12 protein-coding genes are annotated in these 13,801 nt (G+C 63.0%); all 12 read right to left on the bottom strand.

What is annotated here, in order from left to right; all coding sequences use genetic code 11:
• Positions 1 to 1,944, bottom strand: coding sequence for a TAT-dependent nitrous-oxide reductase (gene nosZ / locus FQU74_RS00255; RefSeq protein WP_146284237.1), 1,944 nt, complete (start codon positions 1,942 to 1,944; stop codon positions 1 to 3).
• Positions 1,945 to 1,973: 29 nt separating this feature from the next.
• Positions 1,974 to 4,163, bottom strand: a complete 2,190-nt coding sequence (locus FQU74_RS00250; RefSeq protein WP_146284328.1) for a NosR/NirI family protein — start codon at positions 4,161 to 4,163, stop codon at positions 1,974 to 1,976.
• A 528-nt stretch (positions 4,164 to 4,691) separates the two neighbouring features.
• Entirely contained in the window at positions 4,692 to 4,931 is a 240-nt protein-coding gene (locus FQU74_RS00245) for a hypothetical protein (RefSeq protein WP_146284235.1), read from the bottom strand.
• Positions 4,915 to 6,492, bottom strand: a complete 1,578-nt coding sequence (locus tag FQU74_RS00240) for a nitrite reductase (protein ID WP_146284233.1) — start codon at positions 6,490 to 6,492, stop codon at positions 4,915 to 4,917. The genes FQU74_RS00245 and FQU74_RS00240 overlap by 17 nt, the downstream gene beginning before the upstream one ends.
• Positions 6,467 to 7,681, bottom strand: a complete 1,215-nt coding sequence (gene nirJ / locus FQU74_RS00235) for a heme d1 biosynthesis radical SAM protein NirJ (protein WP_146284231.1) — start codon at positions 7,679 to 7,681, stop codon at positions 6,467 to 6,469. Before nirJ ends, FQU74_RS00240 begins: the two co-directional genes overlap by 26 nt.
• Positions 7,682 to 7,684: 3 nt before the next feature.
• Positions 7,685 to 8,170: a siroheme decarboxylase subunit beta gene (gene ahbB, locus FQU74_RS00230; RefSeq protein ID WP_146284229.1), complete on the bottom strand. Its 486-nt coding sequence runs from the start codon at positions 8,168 to 8,170 to the stop codon at positions 7,685 to 7,687.
• Positions 8,167 to 8,640, bottom strand: coding sequence for an Lrp/AsnC family transcriptional regulator (locus FQU74_RS00225; RefSeq protein WP_146284227.1), 474 nt, complete (start codon positions 8,638 to 8,640; stop codon positions 8,167 to 8,169). The genes ahbB (FQU74_RS00230) and FQU74_RS00225 overlap by 4 nt, the downstream gene beginning before the upstream one ends.
• Positions 8,637 to 9,614: a siroheme decarboxylase subunit beta gene (ahbB, locus tag FQU74_RS00220; RefSeq protein WP_146284225.1), complete on the bottom strand. Its 978-nt coding sequence runs from the start codon at positions 9,612 to 9,614 to the stop codon at positions 8,637 to 8,639. The genes FQU74_RS00225 and ahbB (FQU74_RS00220) overlap by 4 nt, the downstream gene beginning before the upstream one ends.
• Before the next feature lie 3 nt (positions 9,615 to 9,617).
• Complete coding sequence (locus tag FQU74_RS00215; protein WP_308423087.1) at positions 9,618 to 10,772, bottom strand: cytochrome D1 domain-containing protein; 1,155 nt, start codon at positions 10,770 to 10,772, stop codon at positions 9,618 to 9,620.
• Positions 10,769 to 11,086: a c-type cytochrome gene (locus tag FQU74_RS00210; RefSeq protein ID WP_146284223.1), complete on the bottom strand. Its 318-nt coding sequence runs from the start codon at positions 11,084 to 11,086 to the stop codon at positions 10,769 to 10,771. The genes FQU74_RS00215 and FQU74_RS00210 overlap by 4 nt, the downstream gene beginning before the upstream one ends.
• Positions 11,079 to 11,870 carry a uroporphyrinogen-III C-methyltransferase gene (cobA, locus tag FQU74_RS00205; RefSeq protein WP_146284214.1) on the bottom strand — a complete coding sequence of 264 codons (792 nt, stop codon included), beginning with the start codon at positions 11,868 to 11,870 and terminating at the stop codon, positions 11,079 to 11,081. The genes FQU74_RS00210 and cobA overlap by 8 nt, the downstream gene beginning before the upstream one ends.
• A 78-nt stretch (positions 11,871 to 11,948) precedes the next feature.
• Positions 11,949 to 13,712, bottom strand: coding sequence for a nitrite reductase (locus FQU74_RS00200; RefSeq protein WP_146284212.1), 1,764 nt, complete (start codon positions 13,710 to 13,712; stop codon positions 11,949 to 11,951).
• Positions 13,713 to 13,801: the final 89 nt, after the last annotated feature.

Raw genomic sequence — 13,801 nt, 5'->3', positions numbered from 1 at the left:
TCAGGCGCCTTTCGGTTCCACGAACATCCGTCCGCGCATCTCCATGTGCAGGGCATGGCAGAACCACTGGCAGTAGAACCAGTAGACCCCTGCCGATCCGGCGACGAAGGTCACAGACGAGGTTTGCTGCGGCCCGATCTCCATCGCGACGCCATGGTTGCCCATGGTGAAGCCATGGGTCAGGTCGTCAATGTCGTCGAGGTTGGTGATGATAACCGTGACCTCGTCACCTTCCTTGACCGTGAACTCCTCCAGCGCGAACTGCGGCGCTTGGCTCGACATGTAGACGCGCACCTTGTTGCCGTCACGGATCACGGTGTCCTGATAGTCATCCAGGTTTACGCCATCGGCCTCGGCCTGCTTGCGGGTTTCAGCCCACATCGCGTCCTGACGGTCCCAGACCGACTTGATGCCGGTCATCTTGCTGGCGTGGACGGCGATGGCGTCATGCGGCTCGGCAAAGGTTGGACCGTCGTGGATGACCACCATCTTGTCGCCCGAAATGTCGATCAGCTGATCGTTCTCCGGCTTCAGCGGGCCCACGTTCAGGAATCGGTCTTTCGAGAATTTGCAAAGGCAGACCAGATACTTGCCATCGGCATCCAGCGTCTCACCCATCGAGGTCTTCAAGTGACCAGGCTGATACTGCACATCGACCTTGTCGAGGATCGGATCGACCTTTTCACCGTTGAAGGCCTGAATGGCCTTTTCGATATTCCACTTCACCACCTGGCTGTCGAGGAAGAGCGAGGTATAGACATTGCCCTTGCCGTCAAAGGCGTTGTGCAGCGGGCCAAGGCCCAGTTCCGGCTCGGCCACCACGGCGCTGCGCGGATCGGCATTGTCGGTGAACAGCGGATCAAGTTTGGTCACGTCGATCACGGTGACCGTGGGCGAAAGCTTGCCCCCGATGCAGAGGTGCTTCTTGTCCGGCGCCATATTGCAGCCGTGCGGGTTGTTCGCGATCGGGATATAGCGGGTGAACTGGCTCTTGGCCTCTTTCCGGCCGTCCAGCACCTTGACGCCGTTCACCTCTTCGAACCTGCCATCGGCGATGGCCTTTTCGATTTCGGCGATGTTGAAGACGACCACATGGTCCATCTCCGAGGCGGTCATATCCGCCAGGTTCATCCCCATTTCCGAGTTGTACGAGGTGGAGAAGGCCCACTTGCCCTCATAGTCGGCATCGCAGTTGTCGAGGTTGCCCGAAACCAGCACCTGCCACGCCACGTCCCACTTGTCGGCATCGACGGCGGTAAAGACGTTCACATAGGTCTTCACGTCGGTCATGGTGCTGCCGTCGTTCACCAGCGGCGCTTCATCCTCGCCGTTGCAGAAGACGTAGTTCGACCGCGGCCATTTCTGCGGGCGCATGCCGTGAATGCCCTTGGCGTTCGGGATCTCCAGAATGGCGTCGCATTTCATCACGTCGGCACGCACGCGCGCCACACGGGTATTGGCCTTGTCGTTCATGAACAGGTAGCGGCCGTCGTACTTGCCCTCTGTCATCGACATATGGACGTGGTGCAGGTCGCCGTTGTCGTGGATCTTCTTGCCGTTCGCTTCCAGCAGCTTCTTCGTCTTCTCGGTCATCGTCCGCTGGTGGATGCGGATCGATTCATTGGTCTGACCCCAGCCGGTAGCCGAGCAGCGGTTGAAAACCGGAACGCGCATCAGCTCGCGCATGGAGGGAATGCCGAGGATACGCATCTCGCCGGTCTGGCCCGAGGACCAGAAGCCGTAGTATTCATCCAGTTGCCCCGGCGCCACGTTGAAGCTGCCGGTCGAGGCAAGTGCCGCACCGGTGCCGGCGGCCGTCGCAAGGCCAAGCGCACCGCCTCCGAGCGCCAGACGACCACCAGTCGCGCCGGCGAGCGCCGCGCCTCCGGCTGTGGCGCCAAGCAGCATGCGGCGACTGATCCCTGTCTTGTGTTCGGTTTCCATGATGGAACTCCTTTCAGGTGGAAGACTGTTTATCGGGCTGCGTTCGGGTGCCCCGTCGGGGGCTTGCCCAGAATCTCGGGGGCCGCGCCCACCGTCTCGCGCCGCTTCAGGCGTTTGATGACGACGGGACAGATGGTTTTCGACTGGTAAAGCACCTGGCAGTGCAGGCAGTTCACACACTCATTGGGGTTGATCTCACCGGTCGGGTGGATGGCCTGTACCGGGCACTGGTTGGCGCAGGACTGGCAGGGGTTGCCGCACTCCTTGTAGCGCTTCAGCCAGTCGAACATGCGGATGCGGGCCGGGATCGCCAGCGCCGCACCCAGCGGGCACAGGTAGCGACAATAGAACCGCTCGACGAACAGCCCTGCCAGCAGCAGCGCCGCCGCATAGGCCACAAAGGGCCAGGCGCGCACGAACTTCAGGATGATCGCGGTCTTGAAGGGCTCGACTTCGGCCAGATGCTCGGCCTGTTCCACGCTCATCAACGAGACGCCGAAAAGACCGAGGAAGATCATGTATTTGACGGGCCAGAGCCGTTCATGAAGGCCCCAAGGCAACGTCCACTGCGGCACGTGCAGACGACGCGCCATGCGGTTGGTCAGTTCCTGCAGCGCGCCAAAGGGGCAGAGCCATCCGCAGTAGGCCCCTCGCCCCCAGAACAAGAGCGCCGCGGCCACCGCAAACCACAGGATGAAGGTCAGCGGATCAAGCAGGAACGCCTGCCAGCTGAAACCCGTCACCAACGCCCCGAAGAGCGCCATCAGGTTGACCACGGAGAGCTGCGCATTGGCGTACCAGCCCAGAAAGACCAGCGTCACCGTCAGATAGGCCATGCGGAACCAGAAAAAGGCGCGCGCATTGCGCGTCGCAAAACTCTGGAAGAAGAACACCACCGTCAGGACCACCAGCATGACGCCTAGCACGACGATCTCGGCCTTCGATCCCAGCCAGATCTTCTTCCACAACTCGGCCTGTGCTGATCCTTCGTCCTGCGCCGCAACGGCCTCGGCCACCGAAGGCTCGGCTGCGGGCGGCGGGGCGACGGCGCGCAGGTACTGCGGCGGCAGTTGGTAGCCCAGATCAAAGGTCGTGAAGACCTTTTCAATCGGCCCGACCTCGCGCTGGACAAGCAGTTGCAGGCGGAACGGCTTTGCGGGATCGAAGCCGGTGTCGGCGGGGATCTTGAACAGATCCATCTCGGTGAAATCCGGGGTGCCATCGGCAGCGATGCTGACAAGCCGGCGATGCATCTTGTCGCGGAAGCGCACCGAGACATCGTCCTGGATCAACACGATCCGGTCGAAGATGCCGCCGCGCACATAGCCCGAGCCCTTGAAGCTGTAGAGCCCACGTCCTGCCACCATGATCGCCTGATCACCCTCGGCCAACCAGCCCTGCAGGTTTGCGAACTCTGGCTCGCCCAGCAGGGCCTTGCCGATCGCAGGGACCGAGACGAGCGCGGTCTGCATCTCGATAAAGGTCGTCTCCGGTGCCTCAGTCATGGCGCGTTCGGCGGCGCGCTTGTCTTCCATCGCGGCAAAGGCGGCGTTTACCTGCCCCACATCCAGCGACAGACGGCGCAGCGTGCCGTCCCCCTCCATCGTCATCCAGTCCGATGGGGCTTTCGCCTCGGTGTTGATCTCGAACGCAGGACCAGTGCTGGCGGCCTCGCGCGCAAGACCGCCAAGACCCAGCACGCGGGCGACCTTCAGTCCTGACCGCACGATCGAGTCGTCAATCACCATCACAGTGACCGTCGCACCCGAGATGATATCGACCTCATGGCTGGCGCCACCCGATTTCGCCTCGGCCACGAGATCAAGCCCGACATAGGCCCCGACCAGCGCCTTGATCTTGGCATCCGGGATCCCGATCAGGACGATGGGTTCGGAATGCTTGACCAGTTGCACGCCGATGATCTTCGCCGCATCGTCGACGGCAACCATGGTGTGGATGGGTTTGCCCGAATAGCCGGTTGTCCCAACAAAGTCTGATGTGACAAAAGCCCAGCCGATCGTCTCGCCGCCCTTGAGAACCGGCGCCACAGCCGCATCAGCGCGGATCGGACCAAAGGCCTCGGCTCCTGGCACCAGTTCGGCGGCTTGCATCTGGTCAAGGTATTTCGCCAGCACAGGCTCGGCCGCGGCGGGCGAAGCATGCAGCACGGGAAGCCAAGCGGTCACAATGACCAGAAGGAGCAGGCGGACAAGTTTCATCATCGGGCGACCTCAGTGAAGTGCCCGAGGGGTCGCACGATCCACCCGCGACTCACTTGACCAAACTCAAGCGAAACGAAGACAGACCCGGCGCCAATGGAATTCCGGCTCATTCTGGCACTGGGGACGGCCGGGGGGCCGCGAGGCATCGGAAAAAGTGCGCGATCGGTGCAGAGGACGTGCCCGGCACCAAGCGTCAGGGTGCGGGACGACAGGTCAGGGGCGGCTAGGGCGAACGCTTGCTGCGGGACAAAAGCATCGACAGCTGCAAGACAGCTTTGACACTTGCAGCACTGGGACGTCGGTTCTGCCGGGTTGCCTGCGGCGTCCAGTCGGATCGTCTCGGCCCCGTCCTCGCCACAGATGACCAGTTCTGTCATCGGCCCTGTTGCAGGCGTCGCCAGTGCCGCGCCGTAAAGCGCAAGCGCGAGCGACATCGAGAGCACAAGGAAGACACGCATCAGGCTTTGCATGGCTGCATGGTGCCCTGTTTTCAGCCCACTCTCCTTGACTATCGTCAAGGGTAGTTCAGCGGGCGCTGTGCCCTTCCGCCTCGCGGATCAGACTGCGGATCCAGACCGCAAAGCCCCATGTCGCCGGAATGCCCAGAGGGATCGACCAGATCAGCGCGTGGATCGGCGTGACCGGAGGCAGACCCATCGAGACGCCGATCAGGCCAAGCAAGAACAGGTTGATCGCAACCGCCCCTGTGGCAAAGGGCCAAAGGATTAATCCAAGCTTCAATAGCGATTCAGTGGCTGGTGCCATCTTCGAAGGTGATCTTGTTCCAGACATTGTATTTCCCCGAAGGCTTGCGCATCGGCAGTCGCATCAATTCAGTCTGCGTTTTGGTGTCAAAGACGATGACCGCACCGTCATCTTCCCATATGGATACCAGCGCCCGGCTGCCGTCCCTGGTGAATTCGGTATGGGCCACGGTCTTGCCCGGCTCGGGTGTGATCACCTTGACCACCTCGAGTGTCTCTTTGTCGATCAGGTGCATCTCGCCCTTGTGGGGGCCGGTAAACACATCGGCCCAAAGGTAGGGCGTGCCCTCGTGACTGCGCAAAAAGAACCCCGGCCCGCTGGTTTCCACGCGTTTCACAAGGCTCCAGTCCGTCATGTCGATGATGCTGATGCGGCCTTCATTCAGGTGCGGCACCGCCATGACCCGCCGACCGTCGCGCATCCACGAGATGCCAGATCCCAGATGAGGCATCCCCGGCAAGGGCAGAGTTGCGATCTCGCGCCCGACGTCGAGGTTTACCACGACGCCGGTTTCCCCTTCACGGTTCGCGCCGATCAGGTTGCGGTAGCCAGGGTCGAAGAAGAAGTCGTCCAGCGGAGCGGTCACTGCGATCCTGCGGCGGGCGAACAGCCCCTTTTCGGCCCCGAGCGCTTCCTCCATCCCGGCCTCGTGGCTGTGGACGAACCCATCGTGAAATGGTCCGGCTTCGGGATCGGTTGCAACTTCCCAGATCTCTGGCACGTCCTTGAGCGCGAGGACAAAAGACTTGCGCTCTGGCGCCTGATACACTGCCGACACTCGCGATGCTGTGCCGTCGCGCCCTTCAACCTCGATGACTTTTGCGACCGACAGATCCGACGTCGACAGAATGGTCAGCGTCTTTGGTAGATAGTTGGCCACTGCCAGCCATTTGCCATCGTGGCTCATCGCGATATTGCGGCTGTTCAGCCCCGCGCGCGCACGGCCCACTTCGTGCAGCGACCAGATGTCGTATTTCTGCACCCATCCATCGCGCGACATCACAAAGACGTAGCGCCCGTCGGGGCTGAACTTCGGGCCACCATGTACGGCGAAGGGTGTCTCGAACCGGTCGAGCACGGCAAATGTATCGCCATCCAGCACCGAGATATGGCTGTCGCCGGTTTCGACCGCCAGTGTCACGTTCATCGGATCGGCCATGAAAACCGGGGCCGTGGTGGGGGTATAGTCGTCGCGCAGGCTACGCGTGGCCTCGATCTCGGCTACTCCCCAGACTGGCGCCTTCGCGAGCGGCGCGGACACATAGTCTGCCACCGCCGCGATCTCTGACACAGACAGCGTCTGCGCAAAGCCCGGCATCTGCGTCATCGGGCGACCCTTGGCGATCACGGCTTGCAGCTTTTCGCCCTTCAGCCGGCCAAGACTTTCAGGGATGAGCGCAGGCCCGGTCCCGCCCAGTCGTGTCTCAGAATGGCATGCGGCGCAAAGGTCGGAAAAGATCATCGCCCCGTCCGGCGCAGCCCCGGCCGCCGCTGAGCAGGCCATCAGGACAAGCGCTGCACCGGTCAGGCGCAGGTTATGAGAACTGGTGCACCGGATCATGGCTCTTTCCACGGAAGGGGGTGACAACCAGCCGTGCGGCCTCATCCACCCCGATTTCGGCATTGGTCATGTAGCAGGCCGGGTCCTCGGCCCAAGGGTCGCCCGAGACCTGCAGCGCGCGGATGCGTGTGTTGCCGCCGCAGATCTCCTTGAACGCGCAGCTACCACACCGGCCCTTCAGCGGGCGGGGGCGCTGGCGCAGTGTGGCGAGCATTCGGTCATCGCCGGTCCAGAGCGCGCTGAACGGCACCTGTTTGACCGAACCCACCGTATAGTCGGACCAGTAGGTGTCGGGGTGCACCTTGCCCTGTGGGTCGATATTGGCGACGCCCAGCCCCGAGGAGTTTCCGCCCCAGGCAGCCAGATGCGTCTGCACATGGGCGGCACGATCGGCATCGAAGTTCCGCTCGACCCATTGCAGGAAATAGACGGCATCGGCGTCGTTATTGCCGGTCACAATCTCCAGCGGCTGGTCCTGCGAAACGGCAGACCATGCGCGGTCGATCAGCAGATCCATTGCGTCGCGCGTGCACCGGTGGGCGGTATCTTCTCCCCTGTGCTTGTCGCCGCGCCCGGCATAGACAAGGTGACTGAGGTAGAACTTGTCCACCCCCTCATTGTCGCACAGGTCAAGCATCGCGGGCAGCATCGAGGCGTTGTCCTCGGTGATGGTGAAGCGCAGGCCCACCTTCACGCCACGCGCCTTGCAGGCCCGCACACCTTGCAGCGCCTCGAAGTAGGCCCCATCGACACCGCGGAACCAGTCATTCATCGCCCCGATCCCGTCGAGCGAGATGCCGACATAGTCGAAGCCGAGTTCTGCAATACGGTCGATATGTGCGGCCACCTTGGTCCCGTTGGTGGAAAGTGACAGGTGGCGGAAGCCCAGATCGCGCGCGCGGGCGGCAATCTCGAAGAAATCGAACCGGCTCAGCGGCTCGCCCCCCGACAGGATCAGGGCGGGGATGCCAAAGCTCTGCAGATCATCCACCACCGCCATCGCCTGTTCATGGGTCAACTCGCCCGGAAAGGGCACATCGGCGCTGGTGGTATAGCAATGCCGGCAACGCAGGTTGCAGCGGCGCGTGAGGTTCCAGATCACCACGGGCTTCACGCCCCTGGCGACGGCGCGAAGGCGCGCCGGCGTGGGCGCCACCAGCTCGCGCATGTACTGGGTCAGGCGGAACATGTCTCAACCTCCCTCGGAAAGGCGCATGCCGGTCTTTTTCAGGATGCGCGTGGAGTAAAGCACGTCCGAACCGCGGCAGGATGAGCCGAGCAAGTCGGCAATCCCGGCCCGCTTGCGTTCGACCTCGTCTCGGGTCTGGCCGTGAATCATGGCAAACAGGTTATAGGGCCATTGGGGCAGGCTGCGCGGGCGCAGGTAACAGTGGCTGACACACTCAAGCGCGCCGACACGCGCGCCGAGCCTCTCGGCATCACTGTCATCGACGTCCCAGACACTCATGCCGTTGGCGACCATGCCAAGTGCATAGTGGTTGGGCGCCACCGCGATACGGCGAATGATGCCGACGTCTTGCATGCGCGTCATTCGCGCGATCACCTCGTTTTCCTGCAACCCGATCCAGCTTGCGACCTCGGCAAAAGGATGGGGCACCAGCGGCAGCCCACTTGCCGTCGCGGCGATGATCTTGCGGTCGATGGCGTCGATACTCATGCGGTGACCCGGAAGCCGATAAAGAACTCTTTCAGTTTCGGAAAGAGATGGACGTGAAGACCTGTCTCAGCCTCGATCCGCTTGGCCACCCGGGCGATTCCTTCGGGCTTTTCGCAAGCCAGGACGAACCACATGTTCAGGTGATGCTGGCGTTCATAGTTATGGGCGACCTCGGGATGGGCATTGACCAAAGTCATGACCTCATCAAATCGGGCCTCGGGCACCGAGATCGCACAGAGGCAGAAGGCCCCCCCCATCGCGGCTGCATCAAGAAACGGCCCAAAACGGGTGATCGCACCGAGCTCGCGCAGTCGCGCGATGCGCGCGATCAGCTCGTCCACTGTCAGGCCAAGTGGTCCGGCCACCTCGGCAAAGGGGCTGTGGTCTATGGGCAGGCGATCCTGCAATGCGTTCAGAACCCTGCAGTCCGTGTTGTCGAGAGAGCCTGGGGGGAGGGGTGCGCGTTTCATGCGGCCTCCGACAGGCGGGCACCAGATTGCTTGAAGCAGCGTGTGGAGAAGAGAACGCGGTGGGCCGCGCCCTGCAAGGCGGGCAAATGCCGGGCGGCCTCCAGCACCTCAAGCGTTGCGGAGCGGCTTCTTCCGTGGATCATGCAATAAAGTGCATAGGGCCAGACGCCCGGCACGCGGCGGCGGCGATAGCACAGCGTCACGCCCGCATGTCCGGCCAGCGCGTGCCCGGCCGCATCGATCCGCGCCTCGGGCAGATCCCAGACCACCATCGCATTGGCCGTCCAGCCAAGGGGGCGGTGACGGACGATCACGCCCATGCGGGAAATGATGCCCGCCGAAATCAGGCGGCCGATCCGGTTCAGCACCTGAGCCTCGCTGCGCCCAAGGCGAAGGGCAAGTGCGGCATAGGGCGAAGGCACCAGATCGAGCCCCTGTGACAGCGCATGTAGAAGCGGCCGGTCATCCGGCAGCAACACCTCTGGTCGCGCCGTGTGAGGCAGCCCCATCGCCACCTGCTGACCCGACAGGCGGAATCCCAGGTCGATGTTGAACGCCCGCTCAAGCCGCAGATCCAGAAGTCGCAGTCCAGTGGCCTTACGGATGCGCGCCAGTGACTGCGCCAATGCGCGCTCATCTCCGGCGGTTGCCACGAACCACAGGTTCCAGTCTGCCTCCCGCTGGTAGGAATGGTTCACGCCTGACTCGGCGCCCACAAGGGCTGCAACCTCATCGATCCGGCCGTCGGGCACAGCGAGAGCCGCGAGGGTTGAGGCCCCCGCCGTGTTTGGCCGAACTGTCGCCCCCACGCGGGCCACGGCACCTGCCGCAGCAAGGCACGCAAGCCGGTCGATCACGTCGGTCTCATTAAGTCCCAGATCAACGCCGATCCGCGCAAAGGGGCGCGTGTCCAGTGGGAAGCCGCGCTGGAATTCATCCAGAAGACGCGTGTCGATAGGGTCAAATCCGATCATGGCCTAAAGCCCCGTCTGATGCGCGCGCGCGGTAAAGAAGATCCCCGAGGGCGCGGCGGCCGGAACCTCGGCCAGTTTCATTCGGGTGCGCGTGTCGTAGATCAGCACCTGGTTGTCGTCGCGCGAGCTGATCCAGACCTCGGCCCCGCGCGGGGCGAACTCCATGTGAAGGATCGCCTTGCCGGGGTTCAGGGTGGCAACAACCTGATGACTGCGGGAATCGATCACCTGCACCACGTCGTTCAGGGGCGTGGCGAAGTTAACCCAGACGAAGGGCGAGGCGGGCTGTGCAATGATGAACACCGGCTGGCCATGCACCGGCGTGCTTGCGACCTGCGCCTGCGTTTCACGATCGACCCACAGCACCTCATGTCGGCCCACGGCGGGCAGCGCGTATTGCCCTTCGGTAAAGGCCCAGCTTTGCAGATGCGGCATCTTGTAGACCGGCATGTCCTCACCCGTCTTGCCGTAGTCAGTCAGGAACTTTTGCGGCTCCGGCGCATCGGACCACAGGTCAAAGGCTGTCACGCCCTTTTCGCCGAACAGCCCCACCAGAAAGGTGTGCGCATCGTCGGTCAGCACCGCGTCGAACGGGTTGGCGCCCGCGTTGCCGATCATGCGCACTACGGGCTTTGCGCCCGAGAAGTCGCCCAGAAACACCTCGCCCGTGTTCCAGACCGCCCAGGCGAAGCGGCGTCCGGGCACATCGACCAAGCCCACGGTCTTGCCTGCGGCGGGAATGTCGGCGACCAGCTCCAGCGTGTCCGCATCGAACACCTTGATCCCGCCGGGTTCATAGTTCGATACCGCAATCAGACGGCCATCATCCGAGATCGCCCCGCCGATGGAGTTTCCGGCCTGAATGGTGCGGGCCACCACCTTGCGCTCAAGGATGTCGACCTTGGAGAGACCGCCATCGCGACCAAAGACATAGGCGAAGCGCTCATCCGGCCCATAGGTCAGCGAGGCATGCGACAGATCGCCCAGCCCCTCGATCCGGCCGATGGCCGCACGATCAGAGCGGTCGATAACGACGAGGCTTCCGCTTGCGCGTTCGATCACGAGGCCCAGATCACCCGTGGCCATACCCCCGGTCGTCTGGGCCATTACGCCAAAGGGCAGGCAGAACATCATAAGGGCGGCAAGCGCGCATTTCATTGCGTAGGGTCCTTGGCCTTGAGGAGGTATTGGGCAATCCACAGCGCCTCGTCGTCGGTCAGAAGCGGGCGCCACGGCGGCATGGCGGTGCCGGGGATGCCGTCGAGGATGATTGTGGCCAGACCGTCGGGCTCGGCATGGGCCAGCGCCTCGGCGGTCAGGGGGCGCCCAAGCCCGCCCTTCAGCGTCAGCCCGTGGCATGACCCGCAGTCCTGCGTCACCATATGCTTCAGCGCGACCGCGCGCTCGGGCGGCACATCTGCCATGGCCGGGGCGCAGGAAAGCACGAGCATCAGGAGAAATGCGCTAGGCATGGACCATGATCCCTTGGCCCGTCTGGGCCACCGCCTCGGGCCGGTAAAGCGACACGACATGGCCGATGATGAACAGCACAGGCGCTTCGGGCCGGGCATCCGACGTATCAGCGGCGATGGTCGCAAGCGTGGAGAGCACCCGCATCTCGCGCGGGGTGGTGGCCGAGGCGACGGCCAGCACCGGCAAGTCAGCGGGCAGACCATGGGCCATCAACTGCCGCGCGATCTCGGCAATGTTCGCCACGCCCATGTATACGACGAGCGTCGTGTCCGTGCTGGCAAGCGAGGCCCAGTCGAGATCAAGCTCGGCGTCGCGCGCACGATGACCAGTCACATAGCGCAGCCCGCTGGCAAGACCCCGATGGGTCAGCGGCACACCGGTCGAGGAAGCGGCCCCCTGGGCCGAGGTGATGCCGGGCGTATAGTCGAAGGGCACGCCCGCGATACGGCAGGCCTCGGCCTCTTCGCTGCCACGACCAAAGATCAGGGGATCACCCCCCTTCAACCGCGCAACGCGCAGTCCCTGCTGCGCGAGGTCCACGAGAATGGCGTTGATCTGCTCTTGCGGCACCGCGTGAAAGCCCGAGGTCTTGCCGACATCAAGACGTCGGCAGCTTTCGGGCACCAGCGACATGATCTCGGGGCTAACGAGCCGGTCGTGCACCACGACATCGGCCGACTGGATCAGCCGCAGCGCCCGCAACGTCAACAGATCCGCTGCCCCCGGCCCCGCACCGATCAGATGCACGCACCCCTTGCTGCGGTCATGGGAAAGGTCATTCATGGCTAGCTGTCCCGACTTGCTGAAAGAATACCTTGAAAGACCCCTCGGGCGGCGCACCGCCCGAGGGCAGATCAGGGATCAGTAGATGTCCTTCTGGGTGTTGAGGACGTTGAACTTGCCCGTCGGGGTGATCAGGCGCTGGTCCTTGATCACCTTCTTCAACTCAAGCGTCTTGTCGTCCACAACGACGATGGCGCTTTCCTTGTCCTTGGCGTTCCAGACCGAGAACCAGACCTCGGTGCCGTCCTTGTTGAACTCGGGCTGCACGACGCGCGGCTGACCTTCTGCGATACCCGCCCATTCGCCGATCGGCAGGGTCTTGAACTCGGGGTCGGTCTCAGTGTCGCCGGTCATGGTCGAGATGTCGAAGACCGCCACGCTGGAGGACACTTCCGCATCCGGGTTCAGCGCCGCATCGACATAGAGATGCTGGCTGTTCGGATGGGTCTTGATGAAGAGCGAACCGCCACCCAAGGCATAAAAGTTGTCGACGATCTTCCAGGCCTGATCGGGATGCCCTTCGGGATCGGTGCCGATCAGCGCCACGCTTTCATCGCCGAGGTGCGAGGTTGCCCAGACAGGACCAAAGACCGGATGGGTGAAGTTTGCGCCACGCCCCGGATGCGGGGTCTGGCCGCCCGTCTCGATCAGCGCGGTCAGCTTGTCCTCTTTGGTGTCCACCACCGCGATCTTGCCGCGCTGGTTTGCGGCCACAAGGAAGTAGCGGTGCGTACTGTCAAAGCCGCCGTCATGCAGGAAACGCTCTGCCTCGATCTCGACCGTCTTGAGGTTCTTGAGGTCGGTGTAGTCGACGAACAGGATCTTGCCCGTCTCCTTCACGTTCACGATGAACTCGGGCTTGTAGTGCGAGGCCAGGATAGAGGCCACACGCGGCTCGGGGTGATAGACCTGCTCGTCATAGATATTGCCGCGGGTCGAGACGATCTTCAGCGGCTCGAGCGTGGCGCCGTCCATGATCACGTATTGCGGGGGCCAGTAGGCGCCGGCGATGGCGAGCTTGTCTTCCCAGCCCTCGAACTTTGACGTTTCAACAGAGCGGGCCTCGATGCCGATCTTGATCGAGGCGACGGTGTCGGGCTTTTCCATCCACAGGTCGATCATGTTGACCAGACCATCGCGGCCGATCACGAAGAGATAGCGCCCGGAGGCCGAGATACGGCTGATATGCACCGCATAGCCTGTATCGATGACCGATACGATCTCATGCGTGTTTCCGTCGATCAGTGCGACCTGCCCCGCGTCACGCAGCGTGACGGACATGATGTTTTCCAGATCGAGGCTGTTCATCTGCTTGGTCGGGCGGTCCTCGGGCTTGACCACGACCTTCCAGCTGTTCTTCATCTCAGGCATGCCCCATTCCGGGGGGGCTGGCGGCTCAAGCAGCAGATAGCGGGCCATCAGGTCGACATCGGCCTCGTTCAGCTCTCCCGAGGTGCCCCAGTTCGGCATCCCGGCAGGTGAGCCGTAGGTGATGAAGCTCTGCAGGTACTCATAGCCATTGACGCGGGTAATATCGGTGGTCAGAGGCTTGCCCGTCGCACCTTTGCGCAGCACACCATGGCAGCCTGCGCAGCGCTCGAAGTAGATCTGGGTGGCCTTCTGGAACTCTTCCTGGGTCATGACCGGATCGTCGGGCTTGCGGCCCGGGATCTCGACCTGCAACTGGCCCAGCGTGGTCATCGAGGGCTCATAGGCGGCGGCGGGGCCGTCGGCATGTTCCTTTGGCTTGTCCTGCGCATGAAGCGGCGCAGTCAGCAGTCCAAGGGCCAAGGCGGCACTGCCCCACAGGATCGTCCTGGCTTTGGGGGCTTGGCGTGTCATGGGTATCTCTCCGTTCAGCTGGTGAGGCTGCGCACACATTCGCGTGATAGGTCGGGGCAGGCTTTGACTTTTGTTAAGGATCGAAAGGT

Source organism: Gemmobacter aquaticus, from assembly GCF_007859075.1.
Lineage (GTDB): Bacteria > Pseudomonadota > Alphaproteobacteria > Rhodobacterales > Rhodobacteraceae > Gemmobacter > Gemmobacter aquaticus.
The sequence above is the reverse complement of the archived record's forward strand: the minus strand, read 5'-3'. Positions and strand labels throughout refer to the sequence as shown.